At 70.7% G+C, this 26,977-nt stretch carries 21 protein-coding genes and 1 pseudogene; 9 read left to right on the forward strand and 13 right to left on the reverse strand.

Translation table 11 applies throughout. The features are described from left to right. Positions 1-6: 6 nt before the first annotated feature. Entirely contained in the window at positions 7-1,062 is a 1,056-nt protein-coding gene (gene prfA, locus BN6_RS35580) for a peptide chain release factor 1 (protein WP_041315263.1), read from the reverse strand. Between the two features lie 148 nt (positions 1,063-1,210). Beyond that, positions 1,211-1,426, reverse strand: a complete 216-nt coding sequence (gene rpmE / locus BN6_RS35585) for a 50S ribosomal protein L31 (protein ID WP_041319159.1) — start codon at positions 1,424-1,426, stop codon at positions 1,211-1,213. A gap of 301 nt (positions 1,427-1,727) precedes the next feature. Between rpmE and BN6_RS35590 the strand changes: the two genes are divergently transcribed. From BN6_RS35590 to BN6_RS35600, 3 genes and pseudogenes are all read left to right on the forward strand, one after another. Next, positions 1,728-2,138, forward strand: a complete 411-nt coding sequence (locus BN6_RS35590) for a hypothetical protein (protein WP_015104707.1) — start codon at positions 1,728-1,730, stop codon at positions 2,136-2,138. 374 nt (positions 2,139-2,512) lie between these two features. Then, positions 2,513-3,776, forward strand: a pseudogene (locus tag BN6_RS35595) (IS4 family transposase). 297 nt (positions 3,777-4,073) lie between these two features. Further along, complete coding sequence (locus BN6_RS35600; RefSeq protein ID WP_015098773.1) at positions 4,074-5,078, forward strand: IS30 family transposase; 1,005 nt, start codon at positions 4,074-4,076, stop codon at positions 5,076-5,078. A gap of 204 nt (positions 5,079-5,282) precedes the next feature. Here BN6_RS35600 and rho read toward each other — a convergent pair whose 3' ends face one another. The 6 genes from rho to argS all read right to left on the reverse strand — a co-directional run bounded on the left by rho (position 5,283) and on the right by argS (position 13,983). Continuing rightward, positions 5,283-7,319 carry a transcription termination factor Rho gene (gene rho / locus BN6_RS35605; RefSeq protein WP_041315266.1) on the reverse strand — a complete coding sequence of 679 codons (2,037 nt, stop codon included), beginning with the start codon at positions 7,317-7,319 and terminating at the stop codon, positions 5,283-5,285. 345 nt (positions 7,320-7,664) lie between these two features. After that, positions 7,665-8,540 carry a homoserine kinase gene (gene thrB / locus BN6_RS35610; RefSeq protein WP_041315269.1) on the reverse strand — a complete coding sequence of 292 codons (876 nt, stop codon included), beginning with the start codon at positions 8,538-8,540 and terminating at the stop codon, positions 7,665-7,667. Beyond that, positions 8,537-9,613, reverse strand: coding sequence for a threonine synthase (gene thrC / locus BN6_RS35615; RefSeq protein ID WP_015104711.1), 1,077 nt, complete (start codon positions 9,611-9,613; stop codon positions 8,537-8,539). Before thrC ends, thrB begins: the two co-directional genes overlap by 4 nt. After that, positions 9,610-10,908 carry a homoserine dehydrogenase gene (locus BN6_RS35620; protein ID WP_015104712.1) on the reverse strand — a complete coding sequence of 433 codons (1,299 nt, stop codon included), beginning with the start codon at positions 10,906-10,908 and terminating at the stop codon, positions 9,610-9,612. The genes thrC and BN6_RS35620 overlap by 4 nt, the downstream gene beginning before the upstream one ends. 1 nt (position 10,909) lies before the next feature. Next, entirely contained in the window at positions 10,910-12,334 is a 1,425-nt protein-coding gene (lysA, locus tag BN6_RS35625; RefSeq protein WP_015104713.1) for a diaminopimelate decarboxylase, read from the reverse strand. Then, positions 12,334-13,983, reverse strand: coding sequence for an arginine--tRNA ligase (gene argS / locus BN6_RS35630; RefSeq protein ID WP_015104714.1), 1,650 nt, complete (start codon positions 13,981-13,983; stop codon positions 12,334-12,336). Before argS ends, lysA begins: the two co-directional genes overlap by 1 nt. A gap of 184 nt (positions 13,984-14,167) precedes the next feature. On the opposite strand from argS, the gene BN6_RS35635 reads away from it, so the two are divergent. Together BN6_RS35635 and BN6_RS35640 are read left to right on the forward strand one after the other, a co-directional pair. Next, entirely contained in the window at positions 14,168-14,989 is an 822-nt protein-coding gene (locus tag BN6_RS35635; RefSeq protein WP_015104715.1) for a DUF3105 domain-containing protein, read from the forward strand. Between the two features lie 2 nt (positions 14,990-14,991). Next, positions 14,992-15,678 (forward strand): DUF305 domain-containing protein, encoded by a 687-nt coding sequence (locus BN6_RS35640; RefSeq protein ID WP_015104716.1) that lies wholly within the window; start codon positions 14,992-14,994, stop codon positions 15,676-15,678. A gap of 91 nt (positions 15,679-15,769) precedes the next feature. Here the strand turns inward: BN6_RS35640 and BN6_RS35645 are convergent, their stop codons facing one another. Further along, positions 15,770-17,092, reverse strand: a complete 1,323-nt coding sequence (locus BN6_RS35645) for a cytochrome P450 (RefSeq protein WP_015104717.1) — start codon at positions 17,090-17,092, stop codon at positions 15,770-15,772. Between the two features lie 98 nt (positions 17,093-17,190). Between BN6_RS35645 and BN6_RS35650 the strand changes: the two genes are divergently transcribed. From BN6_RS35650 to BN6_RS35660, 3 genes are all read left to right on the forward strand, one after another. Next, positions 17,191-18,087: an SAM-dependent methyltransferase gene (locus BN6_RS35650; protein WP_015104718.1), complete on the forward strand. Its 897-nt coding sequence runs from the start codon at positions 17,191-17,193 to the stop codon at positions 18,085-18,087. 176 nt (positions 18,088-18,263) lie between these two features. Continuing rightward, entirely contained in the window at positions 18,264-20,363 is a 2,100-nt protein-coding gene (locus BN6_RS35655; protein ID WP_015104719.1) for a putative bifunctional diguanylate cyclase/phosphodiesterase, read from the forward strand. 312 nt (positions 20,364-20,675) lie between these two features. Next, a complete protein-coding gene (locus BN6_RS35660; RefSeq protein WP_148303147.1) occupies positions 20,676-21,431 on the forward strand; it encodes an MHYT domain-containing protein in 756 nt (251 codons plus the stop codon). Between the two features lie 55 nt (positions 21,432-21,486). On the opposite strand, the gene BN6_RS35665 is transcribed toward BN6_RS35660, so the two are convergent. The 3 genes from BN6_RS35665 to BN6_RS35675 all read right to left on the reverse strand — a co-directional run bounded on the left by BN6_RS35665 (position 21,487) and on the right by BN6_RS35675 (position 23,120). Continuing rightward, positions 21,487-21,711 carry a hypothetical protein gene (locus BN6_RS35665; protein WP_041315275.1) on the reverse strand — a complete coding sequence of 75 codons (225 nt, stop codon included), beginning with the start codon at positions 21,709-21,711 and terminating at the stop codon, positions 21,487-21,489. A gap of 112 nt (positions 21,712-21,823) precedes the next feature. Next, complete coding sequence (locus tag BN6_RS48250) at positions 21,824-22,030, reverse strand: hypothetical protein (protein WP_015104722.1); 207 nt, start codon at positions 22,028-22,030, stop codon at positions 21,824-21,826. Between the two features lie 373 nt (positions 22,031-22,403). Next, positions 22,404-23,120 (reverse strand): TetR/AcrR family transcriptional regulator, encoded by a 717-nt coding sequence (locus tag BN6_RS35675; protein ID WP_015104723.1) that lies wholly within the window; start codon positions 23,118-23,120, stop codon positions 22,404-22,406. Positions 23,121-23,226: 106 nt separating this feature from the next. Here BN6_RS35675 and BN6_RS35680 point away from each other — a divergent pair, with 106 nt between their 5' ends. Beyond that, a complete protein-coding gene (locus tag BN6_RS35680) occupies positions 23,227-24,702 on the forward strand; it encodes an MFS transporter (RefSeq protein WP_015104724.1) in 1,476 nt (491 codons plus the stop codon). 155 nt (positions 24,703-24,857) lie between these two features. Here BN6_RS35680 and BN6_RS35685 read toward each other — a convergent pair whose 3' ends face one another. Next, positions 24,858-26,702 carry a S8 family peptidase gene (locus tag BN6_RS35685; RefSeq protein ID WP_015104725.1) on the reverse strand — a complete coding sequence of 615 codons (1,845 nt, stop codon included), beginning with the start codon at positions 26,700-26,702 and terminating at the stop codon, positions 24,858-24,860. Between the last annotated feature and the right edge of the window lie 275 nt (positions 26,703-26,977).

Genomic DNA, 26,977 nt, shown 5'->3' on the forward strand with positions numbered 1-26,977 from the left:
CTCCCGTCACCCGCCGGCGAGCCGTTCGGCCCGGTCGGCCGCCGCGAGCGCGTCGAGCACCGCGTCGAGGTCGCCGTCCAGGACCTGGTCCAGGTTATGCGCTTTGTACCCCACGCGGTGGTCGGAGATGCGCGATTCCGGGAAGTTGTAGGTGCGCACCCGCTCGGACCGGTCGACCGTGCGGATCTGGGTGCGGCGGGCGTCGGACGCCTCCTGCTGCGCCTTCTCCTCGGCCAGGACCTGGAGCCGGGACTGGAGGACCTGCATCGCGCGGGCCTTGTTCTGCAGCTGGCTGCGCTCGTTCTGGCAGGACACGACGATGCCGGTCGGCAGGTGCGTGATGCGCACGGCCGAGTCGGTGGTGTTGACGCTCTGGCCACCCTTGCCGGACGAGCGGAACACGTCCACGCGCAGGTCGTTCTCGTCGATCTCGATCTCGACGTCCTCGGTCTCCGGGAAGACCAGGACGCCGGCGGCGCTGGTGTGGATGCGGCCCTGGCTCTCGGTCACCGGGACGCGCTGCACCCGGTGCACGCCGCCCTCGTACTTGAGCCGCGACCACACGCCGTCCGGGGTGTCGGTCTTGGCCTTGATGGCGACCGTGACGTCCTTGAACCCGCCGAGGTCGGAGTCGGTGCCGTCGAGGACCTCGGCCTTCCAGCCGTGGCGCTCGGCGTAGCGCAGGTACATCCGCAGCAGGTCGCCGGCGAACAGGGCGGACTCCTCGCCGCCTTCGCCGGACTTGATCTCCAGGACCACGTCGGAGCCGTCGTGCGGGTCGCGCGGGAGGAGGAGCTCGGTGAGCTTCTCCTCGACCTTCGGGATGCGCAGGGTGAGCTCGTCCACCTCGGCGGCGAACCCGGAGTCCTCGGCGGCCAGCTCCCGGGCGGCCTCCAGGTCGTTGCGGGCCTGCTCCAGCTCACGGGCGGTGCGGACGATCGGGGTCAGCTCGGCGTAACGCTTGCCGAGTTTGCGCGCGCCTGCCTGGTCGGCGTGGACCGAGGGGTCGGCGAGCTTGGCTTCCAGCTCGGCGTGCTCGGCCAGCAGGGCTTCCAGGGTCACGGTTCGGCGCTCCGGTCTCGGGTGGTGCTCCGGGGTGGTGCTGGGGTGGTGCGGTGGTGGCGGGGTGCTGGGGTGCGGTGGTGGGGAGGGTGCCCAGGAAACAGCAACGGCGTCCACCCAGGGGTCTGGGTGGACGCCGTCGGTGCGACTACTTGCCCTTGCGCTTGCCGTAGCGCGCCTCGAAGCGCGCCACCCGGCCACCGGTGTCGAGGATCTTCTGCTTGCCGGTGTAGAACGGGTGGCAGTTCGAGCAGACCTCGACGTGGATGGAACCGGAGGACTTGGTGCTGCGGGTGGTGAAGGTGTTCCCACAACCGCAGGTGACCTCGGTCGTCACGTACTGGGGGTGAATGCCGGTCTTCAACGTCTTGTCCCTCTCTTCGGTGGCCGCCGGGTCCTCGGTGGTTGCGGGAACCACGGGTGAGGTGAACCGGAGCCGGACTCGACCTGACAGTCTGCCAGATGCGGTAGACGCTGGTGACAACGCCCAGGGGTCATGGGATGTTCCCGTGCCTGGTGGGACCGGTTGCCGGAGGCGTCGGCGGGGGCGTCCGGTGGCACGGGTCACGACCGTTGAGCGTTCGTGGTCGACCATTTGGCGCATGAGGTAACCGTTCGACTACCCAGAGCATCGCAGGCAGGTCAGCGGGCGCGAGACTGGGCGGGTGTTGTGCGCATCCGGACGCCCGCTGCGGGTGAGCACGTGGCTGGCGGTGCCGTTCCTGTTCGGCAGTGCCGTGCTGGGTCTCACCGGCCTGGCGGGCCTGCTGGTCGGCGCGCCCCGCGACATCGCCCTGTCGAGCCCCCTGTTCGGGGCGTCGGTCGCGGTGGGAGCGGCGGGAAGCGGGATGGTCGCCTGGCGCGCGGCCTGGCAACAGGTCTGGCTGCGCTGGGGCTACCCGACCGGACTGTTCGGAGTGGGCATAGCCGTCGACGGCGTCCGCCTACCGGTCGTGGGAGTGGTGGCCGTGGGCATACCGGTGGTGGTCCTGCTCGTGGCCCAGTACGTGTCGGAGAGGCGCCGGACAGCCGAGTCGTCGGACGAGCAGTTCGCCGCCGGCCGTGGCTGTCAGTAACCGCGCTGCCGATTGCTTGCGACAAGTCGCGGGCGACGGGCGACGGCCGAACAGGCGACGGCAGGCTAGGGCGTGGGGAATGTCGGTGGTTGGTGGGATGATTGTGTTGGGGGCCGGAGGCCGGCGCCCATTGCGCTTACATGGCGCTGACCAGCGGTTTTACTGCGGCTGGGCTTTGCATGAGTCCTGACGTGACGAAGCGGGGCGCGTGAAGCAAAAGCGTAAAGAGTCCTCGCCGGACGGGCGAGCCGCCAAGGATGACGGCGGTGGTGCGGTGGGCGTCGTGTCATCCCCGTATGGCCCGGTCGGAGACAACCACGACGGTGTCATACGGCAATGCCGCTAAGTTAGTGTCCTTACGGTAGAATTCAGCCATGGCGCGTGCTGGGCAGAAGAAAGCGTCGGTTGCGGTCGGCGAAGATGTCCGGCTTGTCGACCGGGTTTCGCTCGGTGTTCTGGCCGAGGTGGTTTCGCGGGACTTGATCGAGGAGGTCCTGGACGAGACCGGGAAACGCGAGCAGCGGACGCGTCTGCTTCCGGCGCATGTGATGGTGCGGTTCTGTCAAGCGATGTGCCTGTTCTTCGACGACGACTACGAGGAGGTCATGCGGAAACTCGTCGGCTCGTTGAAGTCGATGGGTCGTGGCGCGGTGATGGCATGTTCCGTCGACCTCGGCGGTGGCGCAGGCACGGCAGCGTCTCGGGTCCGAGCCGTTGCGCGTGTTGTTCGAGCGGGTCGCGGTGCCGGTCGCCGGGCCGGGTGCCCATGGGGCATGGCTGAGGTCGCGGCGGGTCATGGCCGTGGACGGTGTCATGCTCGATCTCCAGGACACGCCGGAGAATGTCGCGGAGTTCGGCAAGAGCGGAAACGACCACAAAGCAAGTGGGTTCCCCCAGGCGTTGGTGGTGGCGTTGGCCGAATGCGGGTCGCATGCGATCGTCGATGCCGTGATCAGTGGCTACCGCGGTGACGAGAAAGCCTTGTCCCGATCGTTGCTCGGCTCGGTCGAGGCCGGGATGCTGGTCACCGCCGATCGGAACTTCTACAGCTACTCGCTCTGGGAGGATTTCCTCGACACTGGCGCCGACCTGCTCTGGAGGATCGGCTCCGGGGTCGAGCTGCCCGTGCTGAAATGGCTTTCCGACGGCTCCTTCGACTCGATCCTGCTGAACCCTCAGGTCCGCGCCGGACGACGCCGACAGGTGATCGCCGACGCCGCCGCCGGGAAGACCGTCAGCCCCGAGCAGGGATTCCGGGTCCGGGTTGTGGAATACGAAGTACCCGACCGGGAGGGCAACGGTACCGGCGAAGTGATCTGCTTGGCCACCACTATTCCGGAACCATCGGAAGCCACTGCCGCCGAACTGGCCTGGTGCTATCACCAGCGGTGGGAGATCGAGTCCGTTTTCAACGAGATCAAGACGCATCAACGCGGTAACGCCCGGATACTGCGGTCGAAATCGCCGGACATGGTCCGTCAGGAGATCTGGGCATTCCTGCTCACTCATTACGCCATCCGCAGTCTGATGAGCCGGGCTGCCGACGAGGCCGATGTCGACCCCGACGAACTGTCCTTCATCCGCACTCTCCGCGTCGTCCGCCGCCAGGTCACCGCTCAGGCGGATTTTTCCCCCTGACCACCGCTGGCGAGCACTTGTCGACACCTTCGAGGAAATCCTCTGGAGACCCACACGAAGACGTCGCAACCGTACCTGCGCTCGCGTTGTCAAACGCGGACGCCACAACTCCTACCGCGTCAAACGACCTGAACACCGCAGCATCAGGCATGACGGAACACCGACCATCAAGCTCCGCTCACCCGCCCTAACTTAACGGCATTGCCGTATGGCCCGGTCGGAGACAACCACGACGGTGTCATACGGTCATGGCGACAGCAGATTTGATCTCGCCCGTCGAGTAGTGGGGTCGTTCGTATGGCCGGTGGCCCGTTGTTGTCGTTCGAGGAGCGGGAGCTGGTCTCCCGGGAGTTGAGTCGGAACGCACGTTGTTCGACCCGTGTCCTCGGGACGCTTCTGGGTCGGCATCATTCGACGGTGGCGCGGGAGATCGCCGCGAACGGGGGCCGCCGTGGTTACCGGGCGGTGCGGGCGCAGTGCCGGGCGGCGGACAATCGTCGGCGGCCCAGGCTGCGTAAACTGGAATCGTCGGCCCGGTTGCACGATGCGGTGAACACCGGACTCCGGGAGAAGTGGTCGCCGCGTCAGATCGGCCGGCGGCTGCGCCTGGACCACCCGGACGACCCGGAGATGCGCGTGTCGCACGAGACGATCTACCAGAGCCTCTACCTCCAGGCCCGGGGCGAACTGCGCACCCAACTGAAACTCGCGCTGCGCCGTGGCCGTGTCCAGCGGGTCGACCGCACCCGGCCGGCGGCCGCCCGCCAGTACATCAAGGACATGGTCCGCATCAGCGACCGGCCGAAAGAGGCCGACGACCGCGCGGTCCCGGGCTTCTGGGAAGGCGACCTGATCATCGGACGCGGCAACGCCTCGCAGATCGCCACCCTGGTCGAACGCACCACCCGATTCGTCATGCTGGTCCGCATCCCGCACGACCGCAACGCCCAACGCGTCGCCACCCTCCTCGCCCGAAAAATGGAGACCCTGCCCGAGTTCCTGCGCCGCAGCGTCACCTGGGACCAGGGCCGCGAAATGGCCCGCCACGCCTACTTCACCATCCGCACCGGCATCCCGGTCTACTTCTGCGACCCCCACAGCCCCTGGCAACGCGGCAGCAACGAAAACACCAACGGACTACTCCGCCAGTACTTCCCCAAAGGCACCGACCTGTCCGTCCACACCCAGGCCGACCTCGACAAGGTCGCAGCCGAGATGAACGGCCGCCCCCGCCACACCCTCGACTGGCGCAAGCCAATCGAGGTCTACAACGACCTGGTCAACACCCACACGTCGCCATGACCACTTGACCCCACCCACCCTTGGCTGGTCAGTGCAAGCGAAGGGCGTGCTTGCACTGACCAGCCAAGCGCGGTTCGCTGGCGCGCGGGCCATACGGGGATGACACGACGCGGTGGGTGGATTGTGCGCTGCGCGCGCTGGTGGGTGCTGAATGCGGAACGGCCCGCCTGACCGTGGGGTCGGGCGGGCCGTTTGCCGACTGGGTCAGTCGTTGTCGGCGCCTGGCGTCGTCTTCGCCACCTGCATCAGGAACTCGATGTTGGTGCGGCTCTTGCGAAGGCGGTCCAGCAGGAGGTCGATCGCCTGCTGGCTGTCCAGGGCGTGCAGGACCCGGCGGAGCTTGTGCATGACCGCTAGCTCGTCGGGCGACAGGAGCAGGTCTTCCTTGCGGGTGCCGGACGAGTCGACGTCCACCGCGGGGAAGGTGCGCTTGTCGGCGATCTTGCGGTCGAGCTTGAGTTCCGCGTTGCCGGTGCCCTTGAACTCCTCGAAGATCACGCTGTCGCCCGCGGAGCCCGTTTCGACCAGGGCCGTGGCGATGACGGTGAGGCTGCCGCCGCCCTCGATGTTGCGGGCCGCGCCGAGGAAGCGCTTCGGCGGGTAGAGCGCCGTCGAGTCGACACCACCGGACAGGATCCGGCCGCTGGCCGGGGCCGCCAGGTTGTACGCACGGCCCAGGCGGGTGATCGAGTCCAGCAGGACGACCACGTCGTGACCCATCTCGACCAGGCGCTTCGCCCGTTCGATGGCCAGCTCGGAGATCGTCGTGTGGTCCGACGGCGGCCGGTCGAAGGTCGAGGCGATGACCTCGCCCTTCACCGAGCGCTGCATGTCGGTGACCTCTTCGGGCCGCTCGTCCACCAGGACCACCATCAGGTGGCACTCCGGGTTGTTCTTCGTGATCGCGTTCGCGATCGACTGCAGGACCGACGTCTTGCCGGCCTTCGGCGGGGACACTACGAGCGCGCGCTGGCCCTTGCCGATCGGCATCACCAGGTCGATGACGCGGGTCGTCAGGATGTGCGGCTCGGTCTCCAGGCGGAGGCGCTCGTTCGGGTACAGCGGCGTCAGCTTGGTGAAGTCGGGGCGGTTCTTCGACTCCTCCGGGTCCAACCCGTTGATCTTGTCCACGCGGACCAGCGGGTTGAACTTCTGGCGCTGCTGCTCGCCGTCGCGCGGCTGGCGGACGGCACCGATCAGGGCGTCGCCGCGGCGCAGGCCGTACTTGCGGACCAGCGACAACGACACGTAGACGTCGTTCGGGCCGGCCAGGTAGCCGGACGTGCGGACGAACGCGTAGTTCTCCAGGACGTCGAGGATGCCCGCCACGGGGAGCAGGACGTCGTCGTCGCGCACCTCGGTGTCGGTGCCGGGGCCCGCGCCGTCGCCACGGCCGCCGCGGCGGCGGCGGTCGCGGAAGCGACGGCCCCTGCGGCCGCCTTCCTCGTCGTCGCCGTCGTCCGGGACGTTCTGCACGTTCTGCCGGTCGCGGTCACCGCGGTCGCGGTCCCGGTCCCGGTCTCGGTTGCGGTCGCCACGGCCCTCGCGGTCGCCACGGCCGTCACGGTCGCCCCGGTCACGGTCGCGGTTGCGGTTGCCGCGTTCGTTGCGGTCACCGCGGTCGCCGCGGTCCTGGCGCTCGTTGCGGTCGTGGCGCTGGTCGCCGCCGCGGTCCTGCTGCGGGCGGTCCTGGTGCTGCGGCTGCTGCTGGGGCGGGGCGTCGGCGGTGGGCGCGGTGGCGGCGGCCGGCTGGGCCGCCGCTTCCGGGCTGCCCGACGGGCGGTTCGAGGACCGGCGGCGGCGGTTGCCCCGGCGGTTGCCCTCGTCGTCGGACTGCGCGGGGCGGTCCGCCACGTCGAGCTGCTGCTGGGTCGGCTTCTCCACGGGCTTCTCGGCCACGGGAGCGGCGGCCGGCTTCTCGACCACCGGCTTCTCGGCGACGGCCGCCTTCTTCTCGGCCTTGGGCGGCGTCGCGGCACTGCCCCGACCGGAGGTGCCGCCCTGACGCTCCTTGATGGCCGCGATGAGGTCGCCCTTGCGGAGTCCGGCGGTGCCGGTGATACCGAGCTGACCTGCGAGTTCACGAAGTTCGGCGAGCACCATGCCGGAAAGGCCCGCGCGCTTGCGCGGCGGGGCGCTGCCGTTCGAAGGGGTTGACAGAGCGTTCTCCTCGGCTCCGGAACTGGCAGCGGCGTTGGGAGCAGCAGGAGCTTCGCTGCTCAGCACATCAGTGTTGCTCACACATGTCCTTCCTGACCGGACCGCGCCTCCTACGCGGACCAGCGGACCTGCCGTCCGACGGAATGCGGACAGGCAGTTCGCCTGCGTCTCGGAGGACTTCGTCCGCGCGAAAACGCGCACAGATACGGAGTCCACCGGCACGAGACGTTCTCGGTCACACGGCGAGCGGGTGCCTTCCAGCGCCAACCCCGTCCATACGGCACAGGGCCAAGTCACTGGAGGAATGCGATCCGGAGCGAATGTCCGGGCACCACACCGGCGCCCGTGCGCGCGGTGACTGATGGCCCCGAGGGTAGACGCCGGTCCGGCCAGGTGCAACAACCAGGGCTCGGCGCGTCGTATCACTCAACCGAGTGGCGCAACCCGGACTCCCTCGGTGTCGACCGGGACGTGGTGCGGCGTGAAACCGCTCACGTCGATGCCTTCGGGGAGCTTGCCGTCCTCGGGCAGGGCCAGCACGGTGGGGCCGGCACCGGAGACCGCGGCCGGGACCCCGGCTTCCCGGAGGGCCTTGACCAGGGCGTACGTGGCCGGCCAGGCGGATTCCCGGTAGGGCTCGTGCAGGCGGTCGTCCAGTGCGGAGAGGAGGAGTTCAGGGTTCTCGGTGAGGGCGTGGACGGCCAGGGCCGAGCGGGCGGCGGCGAAGGCGGCGTCGGCGTGCGGGACCGTGGGGGGCAGCAGGCCGCGGGTGGTGCGGGTCGCTGATTCCTGTTCGGGGATCAGGACCACGGGGGCCAGCGCGGGGTGCGGGTCCAAACGCACCGCGCGGTAGCGGTCACCCTCCGTCCACGCGACGGCCACGCCGCCGAACATCGCGGCGGCGGCGTTGTCGGCGTGGCCCTCGAACTCGGCGGCCAGTTGCAACGCGGCCGTGTCCAACTCGTGGCCGGCCAGGGCGTACGCGGCGGCGATGCCCGCCACGACGGCGGCCGAGGACGAGCCCAGGCCGCGGGCGTGCGGGATGGCGTTGCGACAGCGCAGGTGCAGGCCGGGGACGGGGCTGCCGAGGCGGGTGGTCGCCGCCGTGAAGGCGCGGACGACCAGGTGGGACTCGTCCGCGGGGACGGTCGCGGCACCCTGGCCGACCACCTCGATGGTGAGGCCGGATTCCGTTGTGCGGAATTCGACCTCGTCGTGCAGGCCCAGCGCCAGGCCCAGGGCGTCGAAGCCGGAGCCCAGGTTGGCGGTGGAGGCCGGGACGGTGACGCGGACGGCGGTCATGCCAGTTCCAGCGCCGTGGCCACCGCGCCGGGGTCGACCGGGACCGGCTCGACCTCGGGCATGCCGCCCAGCGCCGTGTCCGGGTCCTTCAGGCCGTGGCCGGTGACCGTGCACACCACCAGCGAGCCCTTCGGCAGGCGGCCGTCTGCGGTGGTCGCGAGCAGGCCCGCGACGCTGGTCGCGGAGGCCGGCTCGACGAAGATGCCCTCGCGGTTGGCCAGCAGGCGGTACGCCTCCAGGATCTTCTCGTCGGTGACCGCCTCGAACAGGCCACCGGACTGCTCCTTCGCGGTGACCGCGCCGGTCCACGACGCCGGGCTGCCCACCCGGATGGCGGTGGCGATGGTCTCCGGGTTCGCGACCGGCTCGCCGAGCACGAGCGGCGCGGAGCCGGCCGCCTGGAAGCCGAACATCCGGGGCGTCGACGCGACCACGCCCTCGGTCGCGTAGTCGGAGTAGCCGCGCCAGTACGCGGTGATGTTGCCGGCGTTGCCGACCGGCAGGCAGTGCACGTCCGGCGCGCGGCCGAGCACGTCGCAGATCTCCCACGCGGCGGTCTTCTGGCCGATCAGCCGGACCGGGTTCACCGAGTTGACCAGGGTGATCGGGTACTCGGCCGAGGTCTTGGACGCCAGTTCCAGGCAGTCGTCGAAGTTGCCGTCGATCTGCAGGATGCGCGCGCCGTGCGAGACCGCCTGGGCGAGCTTGCCCAGGGCGATCTTGCCGCGCGGCACCAGCACGGCGGCGGTGAGCCCGGCCTTGGCCGCGTAGGCCGCGGCCGACGCGGAGGTGTTGCCGGTCGACGCGCAGATGACCGCCTTGATGCCGCTGGCCAGGGCGTGCGTCATGGCCACGGTCATGCCGCGGTCCTTGAACGAGCCGGTCGGGTTGGCGCCCTCGACCTTCACGTACACCTGGCACCCGGTCACGTCGGACAGGTAGTCCGAGGCCACCAGGGGCGTGCCGCCCTCGTGGAGGGTGACGACCCTGGCCCCCGGGGGGAGCTGGATCCGGTCCGCGTAGGCGTGGATGATGCCGGGCCACCCCGGTCGCACGCCCGCTTGGATCGTCATGACTCTTCGCCTTCCACCCGCATCACGCTGACCACTTCCCGAACCACGGGCAGTCCGCCGATCTTGTCCACGGTCGACCGCAGTGCCGCGTCGGTCGCGGCGTGGGTGACGATCACCAGGCTGGCGTCGTCCACCCGTCCCTCCTGCCGGACCGCGGCGATGCTCACGTCGTGTTCCGCGAACACCGCCGCGACCTGCGACAGCACACCTGGCTTGTCGGCCACGTCGAGGCTGATGTGGTACTTCGTCGAGGCGTGGCCCATCGGCCGCACGGGCAGGGCCGCGTAGGCCGACTCGCGCGGGCCGCGCCCGCTGACGACCTTGTTGCGGGCCACCGCGACGAGGTCGCCGAGCACCGCGCTGGCCGTGGGCGCGCCGCCCGCGCCCTTGCCGTAGAACATCATCTCGCCCGCCGCGTCGGCTTCCACGAACACCGCGTTGAACGCGCCGTTGACGCCCGCGAGCGGGTGCGACCTGGGGATCATCGCCGGGTGCACGCGGACCGAGATGCTGTCGGTGCCGTTGTCGGTGACCCGCTCGCAGATGGCGAGCAGCTTGACCGTGCGGCCCAGGCCCTTGGCGGCGGCGATGTCGGCGGCGCTGACCCCGGCGATGCCCTCGCGGTGCACGTCCGCAGCCGTCACCCGGCTGTGGAACGCCAGCGACGCCAGGATCGCGGCCTTCGACGCGGCGTCGAACCCGTCCACGTCGGCGGTCGGGTCGGCTTCGGCGTAGCCCAGGCGGGTGGCTTCCTCCAGGGTCTCGGCGTAACCCGCCCCGGTGGAATCCATCCCCGAGAGGATGAAGTTCGTGGTGCCGTTGACGATGCCCATCACCCGGGTGATGCGGTCGCCGGCCAGGGACTCGCGCAGCGGGCGCAGCAGCGGGATCGCGCCCGCCACCGCCGCCTCGAAGTACAGGTCCGCGCCGGCGGCGTCGGCGGCCTCGAACAGCTCGCCGGAGTGCTCGGCGAGCAGCGCCTTGTTCGCGGTCACCACGGACTTGCCCGCCTTGAGCGCCTTGAGCAGCCACGTCCGCGCGGGCTCGATCCCGCCGACCACCTCGACCACGACGTCCACGTCGGACTCGACCAGCGCGTCGACGTCGGTGGTGAGCAGCTCGGCGGGCACCTCGCGGTGCTTGTTCGGCTTGCGCACCGCGATGCCGGCCAGCTCGACGGGCGCGCCGACCCGCGCGGTCAGGTCCGCCGCCTGGTCGGTCAGCAGCCGGACCACCTCGGTGCCGACCGTGCCGCAGCCGAGCAGCGCGACTTTGATCGGTTTACGGCCAGGCACGTCATACCTCCAGGCGGAACAGGTCTTCCTCGGTCTCCCGGCGCAGCAGCAACCGGGACTGGCCTTCCGCGACCGCGGCGAGCGCGGGGCGGGGCAGCCGGTTGTAGCCACTGGCCATGGAGTAGCAGTAGGCGCCGGTGGCGGCGACCGCGATCAGGTCGCCGGGCGCGAGGTCGTCGGGCAGCCAGCAGTCCCGCACGACCACGTCACCGGACTCGCAGTGCTTGCCGACGACCCGGCACAGGACGGCCTTCGCGCCGTCCTCGGCCTTGCGGGACACCAGCTTGCAGTCGTACACGGCGTCGTACAGGGCGGTGCGGATGTTGTCGCTCATGCCGCCGTCGACGCTGACGTACCGGCGGATCGCGCCGGCGTCGAGCAGGACGTCCTTGATGGTGCCGACCTCGTAGACGGTGACCGTGCCGGGGCCGACGATGGCCCGGCCGGGCTCGACCGCGACCTTCGGCGCGGGCAGCCGGGCGTGCTCGGACTCCTTGGCCACGATGTTGTGCAGCTGCCGGGCCAGTTCGGCGGGCGGCGGCGGGTCGTCGTCCGGGGTGTAGGCGATGCCGAGGCCGCCGCCCAGGTCGACGGTGGTCACGTGCTCCAGCACGCCCGCGCCGTGCTCGTCGCGCAGCTCGGCGAGCAGGCCGATCACCCGGCGGGCGGCGACCTCGAAGCCGCTGGCGTCGAAGATCTGCGAGCCGATGTGGCTGTGCAGGCCGATCAGGCTCAGCCCCTCGGCCTTGAGCACCCGGCGGGCGGCCTCGGCGGCGTCGCCGGAGGACAGCGAGAAGCCGAACTTCTGGTCCTCGTGGGCGGTCGCGATGAACTCGTGGGTGTGCGCCTCGACGCCGACCGTCACCCGGATCATCACCGGCTGCACGACCGCGCGATCCCGCGCGACCTGGTCCAGCCGGGCGATCTCGTGGAACGAGTCGAGCACCACGGCGCCGACACCCGCTTCGACGGCGGAGGTCAGCTCGGCGACGGACTTGTTGTTGCCGTGCAGGGCGATCCGCTCGGGCGGGAACTCGGCGCGCAGCGCGATGGCCAGCTCGCCGCCGCTGGCCACGTCGATGCTCAGGCCCTCCTCGGCGACCCACCGGGCCACCGCGACGGACAGGAACGCCTTGGACGCGTAGTGCACGCGCGTCGGGTCGCCGAACGCCTCCGCGTGCTCGCGGCAGCGGGACCGGAAGTCGGCCTCGTCCATCACGAACAGCGGGGTGCCGAACCGCTCGGCCAGTTCCCGCACGTCGACGCCGGCGAACTCGACCGCGCCGGTGTCGTTGCGGGAAGCGTTGCGCGGCCACACGTTCGGGTGGAGCTTGTCGAGTTCCTCCTGGCCGGCCGGGCGGTTGCCGGCGGTGTTGGAGGGGATCAGGACGTCGGCGTGCCGGGGACCGGCGGGGTGCGCGCGCATCACATCCGCTCCGGGGCCGTGACGCCGAGCAGCCGGAGGCCGTTGGCGAACACCTGGCGGGTCGCCACGCACAGTTGCAGGCGGGCCCGTTGGACGTCGGTCGGGTCGTCGTCGCCGCGCGGCAGCACTCGGCACTCCGGGGTGTCGTAGAAGCGGTGCAGGGTGCCCGCGAGCTCTTCCAGGTAGCGGGCGACGCGGTGCGGTTCGCGCAGCTCCGCGGCGGTGGCCACGACCCGGGGGAACTCGCCGACGGTGCGGATGAGGTCGCCCTCGCGGTCGTGCCGGAGCAGCTCGAACGAGTCGTTCGGCGTCATCCCGAGGTCGGCGGCGTTGCGCAGCACCGAGCTGATCCGCGAGTGCGCGTACTGCACGTAGAACACCGGGTTGTCGTTGCTGCGCTTGCGCAGCAGGTCGAGGTCGATGTCCAGCGACGAGTCGGCCGACGAGCGGGTCATGGCGTACCGGGCGGCGTCCACGCCGACCGCGTCGACCAGGTCCTGCATCGTGATCACGGTGCCGGCGCGCTTGCTCATCCGGACCGGCTTGCCGTCGCTGACCAGGTTCACCATCTGGCCGATCAGCACCTCGACCGTCCTCGGGTCGTCGCCGACGGCCGCTGCGGCGGCCTTGAGCCGGCCGATGTAGCCGTGGTGGTCCGCGCCGAGCATGTAGATGCACAGGTCGAAGCCGCGTGCGCGCTTGTCCAGGAAGTACGCGATGTCGCCGGCGATGTAGGCCGGGTCGCCGTCGCTCTTGATGACCACCCGGTCCTTGTCGTCGCCGTACTCGGTGGACCGCAGCCACCAGGCGCCGTCCTCGAAGTACAGGCCGCCGGACTCCTTGAGCTGGTCGATGGCCTTGCTCACGGCACCGGACTCGTGCAGCGAGTTCTCGTGGAAGTACACGTCGAAGTCGGTGCCGAAGTCGTGCAGGTCCCGCTTGATCTCCTCGAACATGAGGTTCACGCCGATCCGGCGGAACACCTCGTGGCCGTCCTCGGCGGACAGCGCGCCGGGCTCCCGCTTGAGCACCTCGGCGGCGATGTCGGTGATGTAGCCGCCCGCGTAGCCGTCCTCGGGGGCGGGCTCGCCCTTCGCGGCGGCCATCAGGGACCGGACGAACCGGTCGATCTGCGCGCCCGCGTCGTTGAAGTAGTACTCCCTGGTCACGGCGCCGCCACTGGCCGCGAGGACGCGGCCGAGCGCGTCGCCGACCGCGGCCCAGCGGGTGCCGCCGAGGTGGATCGGGCCGGTGGGGTTCGCCGAGACGAACTCCAGGTTGACCTTGACGCCGGCCAGCTGGTCGCCGGTGCCGTAGGCGGTGCCCTTGGCGAGGACCTCGCGGACGATCTCGCCCTGCGCGTCGGCGGCCAGCCGGAGGTTGAGGAAGCCGGGGCCGGCGACGTCGACCGAGGCGATGGCGTCGGTGCCGGTCAGCGCGTCGGCCAGCCAGCCGGCCAGGTCGCGGGGCACGACGCCGAGCTTCTTGGCGACCTGGAGGGCCAGGTTGGTGGCGTAGTCGCCGTGCTCGGGGTTGCGGGGTCGCTCGATGGTCACCGTCGCGGGCAGGGCGGCGGGGTCGAGGCCGCGGGTGGACAGCACGTCCACGGCCGTCGCACGGACCAGGTCAGCGAGCGCAGCGGGAGTCACCCGTTAAGTCTAGGGAAGCGTTCCCGCTGGTCTCGACCGGGATACGCGTCCCGAGGAGTGAGAGGTCGGCCACCCGGGCAACTGTTAACGACCACCCGTGGTGACCGGCAGTTGACGGCGACCAGACACCCGTTCCCTACACTGGCCCGCGGCATGGGCGTATGACGACTGACCTGAGGCGGACATGACCAGCGGCAAGAAGACTAAGGCCACGCGTTCCAGCGTGGCGGCGGCGCGGTCCTCGGTGGTGGCGAACAAGCCGAAGCCGTGGGGCACCATCATCGCGGTGATCGCCGTATTGGCGCTGGCGGGAACGGTGTTCGGGTACGCGTACGCGCAGATCTCGGAGAAGAACGACCGCGAGGCGGCGCTCGCGAGATGGAACCCGTCCGAGGAGAACAAGGACCCCTCGGACCAGATCCAGGGCGTGGTCAAGAAGGACTACAAGGCCGGCAAGCACGTGCAGCCGACCCAGCGGGTGGGCTACGACCAGTCACCGCCCTTCGGTGGTCCGCACGACGGCGCGTGGGCGAACTGCACCGGCATCGTGTACCCGAAGGCCGTGCGGACCGAGAACATGGTCCACTCGCTGGAGCACGGCGCGGTGTGGATCGCGTACAACCCGGCCCAGATCACCGGTGAGCCGCTGACCAAGCTGCAGAAGAAGGCCGAGGGCCAGCAGTACACGATGATCTCGCCGTACCCCGGCCTCGACAAGCCGATCTCGCTGCAGGCGTGGGGCCACCAGCTCAAGGTGGAGAGCGCGGACGACGAGCGCATCGACCAGTTCATCCAGTCGCTGCGGCGCAACCAGTTCACCTACCCGGAGATCGGCGCGGCCTGCGACTCGACCACGTTCGACGTCGACAACCCGCCGCCGTTCGTGGCCGAGAAGCCGGGCGCGGACGCGGTGCCGATGGACGGTGGCACCGAGGACCAGGCCGAGACCGGTGGCACGCCGCCGGCCACCGGCGCCGTGCCGCCGACCACCCAGCCGAGCAGCTGATCTTGACGTCGGAGGACACCGCGCCGCAGCAGCGCGGCAGCACCACCGCCACCAGGGCCGTCGTGGTCACGGTGGCGGTGGTCGCCGTCCTGCTGCTCGGCGCGGCGGTCGGGTTGCTGATCCAGCTGCCCGGCTCCGACTCGGCCGGTGCGCCGGGCCGCGACTCGGTCGACATCGGGTTCACCCAGGACATGGCGGTGCACCACCTGCAGGGCATCACCATGGCGAACACCGCACGGGACAAGACCGCGAACCCGGCCATCCGCCAGCTCGCGTTCGACATCGAGTCGACGCAGCTGGAGCAGGTGGGCCGGATGAAGGGCTGGCTGTCCCTGTGGGGCGCGCCCGAGCAGTCGTCGGACGGCACCCACATGAAGTGGATGGAGTCGTCCTCGCACGACCACACCGGGTCGTCGAGCGCGGGCCAGACCGGGCTGATGCCGGGGATGGCCACCTCCGAGGAGCTGGCCAGGCTGCGCTCGCTGTCCGGCACCGAGTTCGACGTGTACTTCCTCCAGCTGATGCTGCGCCACCACCAGGGCGGCGCGCCGATGGCCCAGTACGCGGCCACGCACGCCGGCGTCCCGGTGGTCCGCACGCTCGCCGACAACATGCTCAAGTCGCAGTCGAGCGAGAGCGAGTACATGAAGCAGCTGATCGCCGAGCGCGGCGCGGCTCCCCTGCCGTAGCCCGGACGCACTCGTGCCCCCCGGTGCGGAGGCCGGAGGGCACGAGGATTCGCGGTGTCGGTTCGTGGGCCCCGCTCGCGGGGCGCGCTCTTCAGGTGCGGGGCACCGGGGTCATGACCAGGTCGACCGGGTAGGCCGCGGTGGTGAACTTGGTGCGGACCTTCGTGCCGGGCACCTGCACCAGCCGCCAGCGGGCCGCGACGGTGGCCAGCGCGATGACGATCTCGGTCTGCGCGAACACGTTCCCGATGCACTGGCGGGCGCCGCCGCCGAACGGCACGAACGCGCCCCGGGGCACGGCGGCGGTCCGCTCGCCGGTCCACCGGTCGGGGTCGAAGCGCTCCGGGTCCGGGTAGACCGCCGGGTCGTGGTGCACGACGTGCGGGCTGACGATCACCTCGGCGCCGGTCGGCAGCACGGTGCCGGCCAGGTCGACGGGCTCGACCGCCTTGCGCATCAGGATCCAGATCGGGTACTTCCGCAGCACCTCGTTGACGACCTGGTAGAGGTAGCCGAGCCGGGGCAGGTCGGCGAAGGTGACCGGGCGGCCGGCCAGCACCTCGTCCACCTGGGCGTGCACCCGGCGTTCCACCTCGGGGTGCTCGGCCAGTTCGTGGAACAACCAGCCGAGCGCGACGGCGGAGGTCTCGATGCCGGCCGTGAGCAGGGTGATGACCTCGTCGTAGACCTGCTGGTCGCTCATGCCGCCGCCGGACTCGTCGTCGTGCGCGAGCAGCATCGTGGACAGCAGGTCGCCGTGGTCGACGCCCTCGGCCCGCCAGCTCGCGATGACCTCCAGCACGATGGCCCGCATCCGCTCGATGGCCAGGTCGAACTTCCGGTTGACCGGGATCGGCAGCTTGGAGACGAACCCCGGTGACAGGGCGCGCACGGCCCCGTTCTGGATCACGTCGAACACCGAGCGGCGGATCTCGGCGATGGCCCGCTGCCCGATGCCGGTGGAGAACAGCGTCTCGCCGACGACGGTGACGGCGAGCGCCTGCATGTCGTCCTCGACGACCCGCGGCTCGCCCGCCTGCCAGCTGTCGGCCAGGTCGGTGGCCGCCCGGACCATCGCCTCCGCGTAGTGCGCGATGCGCTCGCGGTGGAACGCGGGCTGCATCATCCGCCGCTGGCGGCGGTGGAAAGATCCATCGGACAGCGCCAGGCCGTTGCCCATGTAGGGCCGGAAGCGCTCGAACAAAAGCCCTTTTCGAAACCGCGCGCCGTCGGTGACCAGTACCTGGTGGGTCAACCGAGGACTCGTCACGAAATAGGTGGGCACCGGACCGAGATCGACCTTCACCACCTCACCGCGACCGCGGAGCGCCGCGGTGAATTCCGCCCGCCTCCGCAGTAGTGACACGGTGTGACCGAGTAGGGGCAGCCGACCGGGTGCAACCGGAACGGACATTGTCACTCCTCGGAGGGAGGTGGGGTGATGAGCGCTCACTGTAGGCGGCATTTGGCGGAGGGTGGGAGTACCCGATCGGGTGACAGAGCATCACGCTGATGCCTGAGCGAACCGGGCTCCGGACCTGGCTAAACTCGGGGCCCTCAGCCAAGGGGATAGAGGTGTTCCCGGTGGTTCGATCGGACTGGATCCCGCAGAGCGTGGACATTTCCGTGCCGAGTTCCGCGCGCGCTTACGACTTCGTCCTCGGCGGCGCGCACAACTTCGCCGTGGATCGCGAGGTCGCCGCGAAGCTGGACGAGGCGATGCCCGGCCTGACCGCCGCCGCGCGGCTCAACCGGGCCTTCGTCGGCCGGGCCGTGCGCTTCCTGACCGACCAGGGGATCCGGCAGTTCCTGGACATCGGCTCGGGCATCCCGACGGTGTCCAACGTCCACCAGGTCGCCCAGGCGGTCGACCCGGCGTGCCGGGTGGTCTACGTCGACCGGGACCCGATCGCGGTGGCGCACAGCGAGTTGATGCTGGCCGAGAACGACCGGGCGGCGATCGTCCGGGCCGACCTGCGCGACGTCGAGGGGATCCTGGGCAGCCCGGAGGTCGAGCGGCTGCTCGACTTCGACCGGCCGATCGGCCTGCTGATGACGCTGCTCCTGCACTGGGTCCCGGACGAGTGGGACCCGGCGGGACTGCTGGGCCGGTACCGGGACGCGTTGCCCGCGGGCAGCTACTTCGCGGCCAGCCACATCAGCGCCGACCACGCGCCGCTGCTGCGCCGAGCCGTCGAGATGTTCCAGCGAAGCGGGACCCAGGAGCAGTTGACGCTGCGCCCGCACAGCCGCGTGCTGACCTTCTTCGACGGGTTCGACCTGGTCGAACCGGGTTTGGTCGGCTGCGCCGAATGGCGGCCGACCGGCCCCGCGGACATCTCCGACGTGCCGGCCGTGAACATGGTGTTCTACGGCGGTGTCGGCCGGCTCGCCGATCGGGTGCGGTAATGGCCCGAATCGGTGTCGACAAGTCCGAAAACTGCGGAAAAGCTCATGCCGAACGCCACCGGCGGCCACCTGGATCTTCTATCGAGGGAAATTTATTCACTCCTCTGGTCGAGCGAATGAAGACCCGATGTAGATAAACTGCCGCGCAACCGCGAAATCGACGCAAGGCAACGGGAATGCCTGACGCAGAGCGCAGAGCGGACGCGACGCCGTCCGCACCGGACCCCGCGCGGGCCCGGCACGCACTGGCCCGCAGGTGGGCGTACCTGCTGAGCAGCGCGATCGTCGTGCCGCACACGAGGGAGCAGCTGGACGACGAACTGCGCCGCGCGCTCGACGAGATCTGCGACGCGCTGCACGCCGAGCCGTTCGCCCCGGACCGGGTGGAACGGCTGGGCGACGCGCTCGTCGACCTGGGCTACGTCGGCGAGGCCGGCCTGCGCCGCACCACCGAGGTCCTGGGCCGCGGCCTGTTCGGGCTGCCCGAGTTCCAGCCGGCCGGCGAGCACGCCGAACGGGTCGCGGTCGGCCTCGGCGCGCTCGCCACCGGGTTCCTGGCCGCGAACCGCCGGACGGTGTTCGAGCAGCAGGAGAGCATGCAGCTCACCCTGCTCAAGGCCGTCCGGGACGCCAAGTGGCGGCTGCGCGAGAGCGAGGCCCGGTTCGACGAGGTGGTCACCTCCTCGACCAGCGGCGTGCTGATCGTCGACCTGGCGGGCCGGGTCGTGCGGGCCAACACCGCCATCACCGCGATCCTCGGCCACTCGACGGCCGACCTGGCCGGGCGGCCGCTGTTCGAGCTGGTGCACCCGGACTCGGTGAGCGGCCTGCGCGAGGCGATGGCGCTGCTGCTCGACGGCGGCCACGAGCGGATCCGGCAGTCGCACCGGCTGCTGCGCCGGGACGGCGACGTCGCCCGGATCACGCTGACCACCTCCCTGCTGCGCGACGCCGCCGACGAGCCCGCGCACTTCGTGACCGTGGTCGAGGACGGCACCGAGCTGATGCTGTTGCAGGGCGAGCTGAACCGCCAGGCGCTGCACGACGTGCTGACCGGCCTGCCCAACCGGCAGTACTTCAGCACCTACCTGGAGAGCGCGCTGCGACGGGCCGACCCGGCGCACGGGGTCACGCTGCTCCACCTCGACCTGGACGCGTTCGGCATGGTCTGCAACAGCCTCGGCGGGCGCGCGGGCGAGCGCCTGCTGGTGCACGTCGCGCAGCGGCTCAAGGGCGTGCTCGCCGGGGAGAAGGCGATGGTCGCCCGGTTCGAGGGTGACGAGTTCGGCATCCTGGTGGAGAACACCGCCGACACGCCGGATATCGCGCGGATCGTGTCCGCGATCAACGACGACCTGGCCGAGCCGACGTTCGTGGACGGGCACGGCCTGGCGGTGTCGGTGAGCATCGGCGTGGTCCGCGAACCGGCTCCCGACCTGGAGCCCGCCGAGCTGCTCCGCGCGGCCGACCAGGCGCTGCGCCGGGCCAAGGAGGGCCGGCGCGGCCAGTGGGAGCTGTTCCACCACGACCAGGACGTGGCCGACCGGCGTGCGCAGGCGCTCGCGGTCGGCATGCCCGGCGCGTGGGAGCAGGGCGAGATCGAGGTGCGCTACCGCCCGGTGGTCCGGTTCGACGGCGGCGTGGCGGGCGTGGAGGCGTTGCTGCACTGGGAGCACGAGCCGCCGGTGGCGCACGACGCGTGCGTGGCGATGGCCGACCAGACCGGGCTGGTGCTGCCGCTGGGCGAGTGGCTGCTGCGGGTCGCGGGCGGCCAGGCGCGGTGGTGGCGGCGGCCCGACGGCAGCACGGCCCCGCTCGTGGTCGGGCTCTCCGCGGTGCAGGCCGGTGACGCGGACCTGGTGTCGCGGCTGGTGCGGGTGCTGGAGGAGACCGGCCTGGGTGCCGACCGGCTGACGGTCGGGGTGCCGGTGGGCGTGCTGTCCGTGGCGGAGGCGGTGGACAACTTCACCGTGCTGGCGGACATGGGCGTGCGCACGGCGTTGCACGACTTCGGGCTGGGCCCGGCCGACCTGGCGGCGCTGGAGGACCTGCCGGTGCACTGCGTGCGGCTGCCGGCCCGGCTGGTGGACCACCGCGCGGAGTACGTGGCGGGGTTGGTCTCGGCGGTCCGGGCGTCGGGCGTGACCGTGGTGGTGGACGGCGTGCGCGACGCGGAGCAGGCGGCGTGGTGGTGGTCGGCCGGCGCGGACGCCGGTTCCGGCGACCACTTCGGCGCGCCGTGCTCGGCGGCGGAGGTCGTGGCGCACTTCCGGTGACGTTTCGCCGATAGCAGCACACCCGGCGAATCCGGCAGGTCCGAACAACTACGGAAATACCGCCGCCGGCAGGTGACAAATGCCACCGGTGCCGGCCGGCAGGGCTGCGACCAGCGTCGAAGCCCTGGTAGCGGTCCCACGGCGACCATTACCAGCACGCAGTGCCGTGCCGCTCACAATGCGTGATGATGTTGCGCAAAATATGCCTCAAGTGGGTTACCGGCTCTGGTAATAACGGGGTCGAGCGATCAGAGTGACCGGTAAGCAGGGGTTCTCCGCCACCTCCGCACTCCCCCAAAGATCGGTACCTCCGTGAACCACGACTCGATGCAGCACTTCTCCTCCGGCGCGTGGACCCTCGTGCTCGCCTACGCGGTGTCCGTCATCGGTTCGCTGATCGGCCTGTCCTGCATGGCCAGGGCCCGCCGTGAACCCGGCCGCGGCGCCAAGGTCCTGTGGACCGTGCTCGGCGCGTTCGCCATCGGCGGCATCGCCATCTGGCTGATGCACTTCATCGCCATGCTCGGCTTCGACATCCCCGGCGCGACGATCAAGTACTCGGCCCCGCTGACCGCGCTGTCGGCGGTGGTCGCGGTGGTCGTGGTGGGGGTCGGCCTGTCCCTGGTCACGCTGGTGAAGTTCACCAAGATGCGGCTGATCATCGCGGGCGTGCTGGCCGGGGTCGGCGTCGCCGGGATGCACTACCTGGGCATGTCCGCGATCCGCTTCAAGGGCGAGATCAACTACGAGCCGTCGCTGGTCGCGCTGTCGGTGGTGATCGCGATCGCGGCGGCCACCGCGGCGTTCTGGTTCACCCTGGTGGTGAAGACGACGACGGCGACCGTGGTGGCCGGCCTGGTGATGGGCGTGGCGGTGACCGGGATGCACTTCACCGGCATGGCCGCGGTGCGGGTGGTCTCCGACGCGACGCTGGCCGCGCCGCAGGGCACCACCGTGTTCAACCTCGTGTTCCCGGTGTTCGTCATCAGCGGCCTGGTCGTCGGCGCGCTGCTGTGGATGCTGTTCACCTCCGCGAGCTCGATGGGCGAGCCGGAAACCGCGCGCTGAGACGGAAGCCCCCGCACCGATCTGTCCACAGTGGATGGATCGGTGCCGGCGGCGGTCACCCCGTGAGCAGCACCCAGCCGAGGTCGACCAGGACCGCCGCGGCCGACGCCCCGAGCACCCAGGGCGCGGCGAGCCGCCACCGGGCGATCCGCCGGGCGTGCGCGGGAGGCAGCGGCTCGCCCGCCGACAGCCGGCAGGCCAGCGCGAACACGCCGAAACCGACCGCGAGCACCGCGCCGAGCGCGGCCGGCACGAGTTCGCTCCCCACGTCGATCACCACCCACCCATACTGCCAAGGAGTGGCGGTCGCGGGCCGACCCCCGCCGAGAATCACACCCCGCCCCGCGGCCGGCGCGCATCCGCCACCTCGGTGAACCGCTCGGCGGAGCCCGTCACCCGGCCAGGCGGTCCACCTCGGCGGTGAGGTCGGCCCGCAGGTCGTCGTGCCGCTCGGCCAGGGCGTGCGCCGGGTCGCCCCACCGGGCCGGCGGGTACCGGTACACCGGCCCGCCGACGAACTCGGCCGGCTCCCAGGAGTAGCGGGGCCACACGTGGGCGTGCAGGAACGGGTCGGTGTTGCCGAGGATCTCCAGGTTCACCCGGCGGAAGGCGGGGGTCGCGGCGCGCGCAGACCCGTTCCACGGCCTCGCCCAGCACGTCGAGGTCGGCGAGGAAGGCGAGCCGGTCCGGCTTGGGCAGGTCGGTCAGCCGGTCCACGCCGGGCCGGTCGACCAGCAGGACGCAGTAGCCGGGCAGGAACTGGACGTCGCCGATCACCGCGAACCCGGCGGTGAGCCGGCGCAGGACGGTGGGGTTCTCCCCGCGCGAAGCCGAGCCGATGCGGTCCGCTCTCCATGAAATGCGACCCAAGCTAGCGGGCCGCCGTGGCCCACTGCGGCCCGTTCACCACGGACGCAGGCGAGTACGCCGTCCGGCGCGCCTGATCCCGGTGTCGCCGGACCCCGTCGCCGGTCACGCGCGGCGACGGGGTTCCAGGCCGTCCAGCACGCGGTCCAGGCCGTAGGCGAAGTTCCGGTCGCGCAGCGCGGTCGGGTCCTGGCCGACGAGCTGCTCCTGCTGCGCGCGCAGGGACGGGTAGTCCTCGACGGCGCGGGTCAGCGCCGGGCCCAGCCGGCGTTGCCAGTCCTGCTCGGTCTGGCCGCTGCGGGCCAGCGTGGTCAGCCACGCGGCCTCGTTGACGCCGATGCCGATCACGTAGGCGAGCACCGTGCTGATCACCGGGCCCGCTTCGTCGGCCGGGAAGCCCGCGTCGGCGAGCAGCACCATCATGCCCTCGTTGAGCCGCATCACGTTGGGGCCCAGGTAGGACAGGCCGACCTGGCCCAGCAGCGACGCGATCCACGGGTGGCGCAGGATCATCTCGCGCACGCTCGCCGCGCACCCGGAGACCGCCGCCCGCCAGTCGTCGCCGACGGCCGGCACCCGGATCTCGCCGTACACCTCGTCCACGACCAGTTCGATCAGCTCGTCGCGGTTGGCGACGTGCCGGTACAGCGACGTCGCACCGGCGTCGAGGCGGGTGCCGAGCCGGCGCATGGTCAGCGCGTCGATGCCCTCCGCGTCCAGCAGGGCGACCGCCTCGGCGACGATCTGCGCCCGGTTGAGCGCGGGCTGGTCGCGGGACCGGCGCTGCCTGGTCCACACCGAGGGGAGTTCGTCGGCCGTCATGGCGTCACATTAGCGCACGCCATGCGCACTTGCGTACGTCGTTCCGCTATGCGTACGGTGTGCGCATCAACGGAACAACGTACGCATCGCCCTGGGGGAAGAGATCATGACCGACCACCGCCATCCACGCCGCTGGCTGATCCTGGTCGTGCTGTGCCTGAGCACGCTGGTGCTGGTCATCGACAACATGGTGCTGACGGTCGCGGTCCCGCCGCTGACCGCCGACCTCAGGGCGAGCGCCCAGGACATCCAGTGGGTGCTGGACAGCTACATGCTGGTGTTCGCGGGCCTCCTGCTCACCTCGGGCAGCCTCGCCGACCGCTTCGGCCGGCGGAAGGTGATGATCATCGGCCTGGCGCTGTTCGGTGCCGCGTCCCTGTTCGCCACCTTCGTGACCACCCCCGGCGAACTGATCGCCGCCCGCGTGGTCATGGGCGTCGGCGGCGCGCTGGTCATGCCCAGCACGCTGTCCATCCTGATCACCGTGTTCGACGAGCAGGAGCGCCGCAAGGCGATGGCCGCGTGGAGCGCGGTGGCGGTGCTCGGCATGGTCGGCGGTCCGGTGCTCGGCGGCGCGCTGATCGCGTCGTTCTCGTGGGCCGCGGTGTTCCTGATCAACGTCCCGATCGCCGTCGTGGCCATCGCCGCCGCCGTCGTGCTGATGCCCGAGTCGCGCGGCCCGTGGCAGAAGCCGGACCCGCTGGGCGCGATCCTGTCGGCGGTCGGCATGACCTCGCTGGTGTGGATGATCATCGAGCTGCCCCAGCACGGCTTCCTGGACCAGAACACGCTCGTCGCGCTGACCGTGGCGGTGGCCGCGCTGGGCGGCTTCGTCTGGTGGGAACTGCGCACCGACTCCCCCATGGTCCCGCTCGGCCTGTTCCGCAACCGCGACTTCAGCGGCGGCAGCCTGTCGCTGACCCTGGTCCAGATCGGCAACGGCGGCCTGCTGCTGGTGCTGACCCAGTACCTCCAGTTCGTCCTCGGCTACACGCCCACCGAAGCCGGCCTGGCCTTCATCCCGATGGCCGTCGCGTCGCTGCTGTTCAACTCGCTGGGCGCGGCGCTCGGCACCCGCGTCGGCAACCGGACGCTCGCCGTGGTCGGCATGGTCGCGATGGCCGCGGGGTTCGTGCTGCTGTCCGACCTCACCACGACCACCGAGGTGCTGACGCTGACCACCGCCCTGGGACTGCTCGGCGCGGGCGGCGGTCTGGCGGCACCCGCGGCGATCGCCGCGCTGATGGGCGCGGTCCCGCCGGAGCAGGCGGGCGTCGGCTCGGCGCTCAACGACACCATCCAGCAGATGGGCGCGGCGCTCGGCGTGGCCGTCCTGGGCAGCGTCGTGGCCGCGAACTACACCGACGCCATGCCCGCCGACGCGCCCGAGGCGGCCCGCCGGTCCATCGGCGACGCCCTGTCCCTGGGCACCCCGACCCTGACCGACAGCGCCCGCGCCGCATTCACCGACGCCATGTCCACCGCCTTCGTGGCCGGCGCGGCCGGAGTGCTCGCCGCCGCGACCGTCGCCCTGTTCGTCATGCGGGGCCGCAAGCCCGCACCGGAGCCGGTCTCCGTCTGAGCCGCGGATACCTGTCCACAAAGGACTGCCGCTACCGCCGATCTTCCGGCGGTAGCGGCAGTTTCGTTCCACTCATCGGCAAGGTCTTGAGTGCCCTCGGCTCAGACCTGCCGTGAGCGCCCGGCGAAGGGGGACTTCGCCGGGCGCTGCGGGCGTCAGGTGGTCAGCGTCCAGGAGTCGATCTTCCCGGTGTCGTTGACCTCGACGTCCTGCACGCGCAGGCGCCAGGTGCCGTTGCGCGCCTCGTTGGACAGGTTGACGGTGTAGCTGCGGTTGATGTTGTCGGCGCTGCCGCCGGCCCGGTTGTGCAGCACGTAGACGCTGCCGTCGGGCGCGACCAGCGAGACGACCAGGTCGCCGACGTAGGTGTGCACGATGTTCACCGCGACGGTCGCGGTGGCCGACGCGTTGCCCGAGCAGCCGGACACCGTGACCGAGCTCGTCACGGTCTGCAGGTCGCGGATCGCGTAGTCCGTGGCGTTGGTGGCGGGCTGGCAGCCGCCGCCGGTCGTGGACACCGTGATGGTGAACGTCGCCGAGCCCGACTTGCCCGCCTTGTCGGTCGCGGTCACCGTGACGTTCGCGGTGGTCGCGGCGCTGGGCGTGCCGGAGATGCGGCCGGTGGTCGAGTCGATGGCCAGGCCCGCCGGCAGACCGGTGGCGCTCCAGGTGTACGGCGCGGTGCCGCCCGTCGCGCTGTTGTCCAGGCTGAACGCCTGGCCCACGGTGGCGGTGCGGTTGCCGGGGTTGGCGACCGTGACGTCACCGGGCTGCGGGTTGCCGTTGAGGAAACCGGTGTACAGCAACACGTTCGGCGAACCGGTGTTGATGCCGGAGAGCTTGCCGGTGGAGCCGTTGTCGACCAGCGCGGCACGCACGGCCGCCGGCGTGGCGGAGGCGTTCTGCGCCAGGTACACCGCCGCCGCGCCCGCGACGTGCGGGGAGGCCATGGAGGTGCCGGACATCGTGGCGCTGCCGGTGTTGCTGCTGTGCGAGGCGGAGACGATGTTGTCGCCCGGGGCCCAGATGTCCAGGCAGGAGCCGTAGTTGCTGTCGCTGCGGCGGTTGTCGGTCTTGGTGCTGTTGCCGACCGTGATCGCCACGCCCAGCCGTTGCGGGCTGTAGTAGCAGGCGTCGTCGTTCGAGTTGCCCGCGGCCTGCACCCACTGCACGCCGCTGTCGATGACCGACTTCACCGCGTTGTCGATGGTCTGGTTGGTGCACCGCTGGCGGCAGCCGATGCTGTAGTTGACCACCGCGGGCTTGACGGCGTTGTTCTTGACCCAGTTCATCCCGGCGATCAGGTCGTCGTCGGTCGCGCTGCCGGAGCAGTCGAGCACGCGCACCGCCACGATGGTCGCCTTCTTGGCCACACCGTAGGAGGTGCCCGCCGCGGTGCCGGCGACGTGCGTGCCGTGCCCGTGGCAGTCCTGCGGGGTGGAGTCGTTGTCGACCGCGTCAAAGCCCGCGGCGATGCGCCCGGCGAAATCCGTGTGGTTGGCGTTGATCCCGGAGTCCATCACGTACACCCGTGCGCCCTGACCGGGATTGGTCGGGTAGGTGTAGGCGTTGTTCAGCGGCAGGTCGCGCTGGTCGACCCGGTCGTCACCCCAGTTCGGGGGGTTGTTCTGGGTGTCGGCGACCACCATCCGGGTGACCTGCTGGACGTACTGGACCTTCGGGTCGCGGGCGACCTTCGCCGCCTCGTCGGCCGACATCGCGGCGGAGTAGCCGTCGAGCACCGCGCCGTAGGTGTGCCGGATCTTGCCGCCGTACTGGCGGGCCATGGCCGAGGCCGCCGCGCCCACCGACTGCGCGCCCTGGCCCTGGCTCTTGAACACGACGATGTAGCGACCGGGCACCGCGTCCGCCGACTCGGCGTTGACGATGGTGGTCGGGGGCTGCGCCGCCGGGGCGGACGCGGCCGGTGTCGCGAAGTACGCGACCATTCCGGAGGCGGCGATCGTGCAGGCGATCGCCTTCAAAGTTGTTTTCCTCATGGGTTGCCGAATTCCTCACTTCGCAGGGTGAACAGGGTCGGACAGGCCGCAGCCGCCAACCCTGGACAGACCGTACGAGCAGCTTCCGCCGGGAAACAAGAGATAACCCTCAATACTCGCAACATACGGTGAACGCCCTGTTCAAAGCCCTGCCGGCGACCCACTACCGATAGACCTACCTAGTGTTCCGCGTCCCTCTACCCATAGCTACGAAATACGCTGGACACCATTTACGAACACTTTCCGTAACGTCCCGGCGGGACCGCCGGCCAACC

The sequence above is a fragment of the Saccharothrix espanaensis DSM 44229 genome (genome assembly GCF_000328705.1).
Taxonomy (GTDB): domain Bacteria; phylum Actinomycetota; class Actinomycetes; order Mycobacteriales; family Pseudonocardiaceae; genus Actinosynnema; species Actinosynnema espanaense.